Source organism: Flavobacterium aurantiibacter (assembly GCF_002251775.1).
Taxonomy (GTDB): domain Bacteria; phylum Bacteroidota; class Bacteroidia; order Flavobacteriales; family Flavobacteriaceae; genus Flavobacterium; species Flavobacterium aurantiibacter.
Genome location: NZ_NOXX01000003.1, coordinates 1 through 1,319, shown reverse-complemented (window position 1 = coordinate 1,319; position 1,319 = coordinate 1). Strand labels below are relative to the sequence as shown.

The following is a 1,319-nucleotide window of genomic DNA, read 5'->3' as shown; positions in this document are numbered from 1 at the left end:
TTTGATAATGGATGAGAAAAAATTCAATGAATTGAAAGCTGAATCTAAAAATGGAGTTATTGAACATAGTATCGCAATTAAAAAAGAAAACAGTACCGGAATAAGTAAACTTGCGAGTACACCCAAAAACATGTTACTATTTAATAAAATTAGTAATCATATTATAAAAACCCTTAATGAACACTTTTACAAAAAAGATCCAAGCAGTGATTTAGCACGTGGAAGAGTTGAAACATCATCCTTGATGCTTGGCTTAGCTACTAGTAGCGATGCTGCGGCTTTATCAATAGATACTTACGGAGAACATGAGCGTTATGGAAATAATCAATCATTGATAACAATGAATTTTGATCTTCGAAATGATTTAAATACTGCACCAAACATTTTTTCTCTTTTTGAACATGAATTTCACGGACATGGTGGTGGCGCAAAATTGAAAATAGACGTAGACCGAACAAACCAATCTTTTAAATTCTATGAACACAAAGCAATATATGAAATGCAGCAAAACACACCCAATTTTAAATATGCAAGTGGCGATTACAGGGCAAATATCGTTAAGAAAAATAAAGAATATGGCAATTAAATCAATGATACCGCAAACGATATGTATATTTATATTCTTATGTTTTGCAAGCTGTAAAAATCAAAATGATCAAGAGCTCTTAATCCATTATCAGTCGTATCAACTTTATTTATCTTTACCTGAAAATGCAGATGCGAAAAGCCCTCCGATTTTAAATTTAGCTTTTAAAGTCAAAAATTTAACAGACAGAGAAGTTTTTTTTGCATCAAAAGGGAATGAATATGACGACATCAAATCCAAATTGTATTTATTGGATACGTTAAATAATAAAAAATATTTATTTTACAGTAACAATATTAATTTTCTTAAACCCAACGAAGAAATCACAATTATTGGAACATTAGAAATAAGAGAACACAAAAATCTATTTGGTTTAGATGAGGCATTTTTTAATAAACTCAATTTCAAAAAAGACAGTTTACTTTTAAGTCAAAAAGCCGCCAATTTGATTAATCGTTGTGAAATGTATTATTGCCAGGAGAAATCTGACATACAATTTTTTAAACTACAAAACGAAAATGTAACGTCACTAATTGGAAATTTACCTATAAAAATTGAAAGAAACTAACAATTGAAGAACTTAGAAAATCTATTAATGTTAGTAGAAGTAATTTTCAAATAAATAACGGTCCTATTGAACTCGCCACCACGTCTTCTCGCCTTCTACTTCCACCCTGACCACCTGTGTTCAAGTACTTACATCTCAAACAATTTGGGTCAAGTAAGCCAGCCT

General features: G+C 30.5%; 2 protein-coding genes. Both read left to right on the top strand.

Features of this window, described 5'->3' with window-relative positions; genetic code table 11:
• The coding region (locus CHX27_RS00030; protein WP_207758893.1) for a hypothetical protein at nt 1–586 on the top strand (586 nt) is incomplete at its 5' end.
• Nucleotides 576–1,154 carry a hypothetical protein gene (locus CHX27_RS00025; protein WP_094484756.1) on the top strand — a complete coding sequence of 193 codons (579 nt, stop codon included), beginning with the start codon at nt 576–578 and terminating at the stop codon, nt 1,152–1,154. The genes CHX27_RS00030 and CHX27_RS00025, both read left to right, overlap by 11 nt.
• Nucleotides 1,155–1,319: the final 165 nt, after the last annotated feature.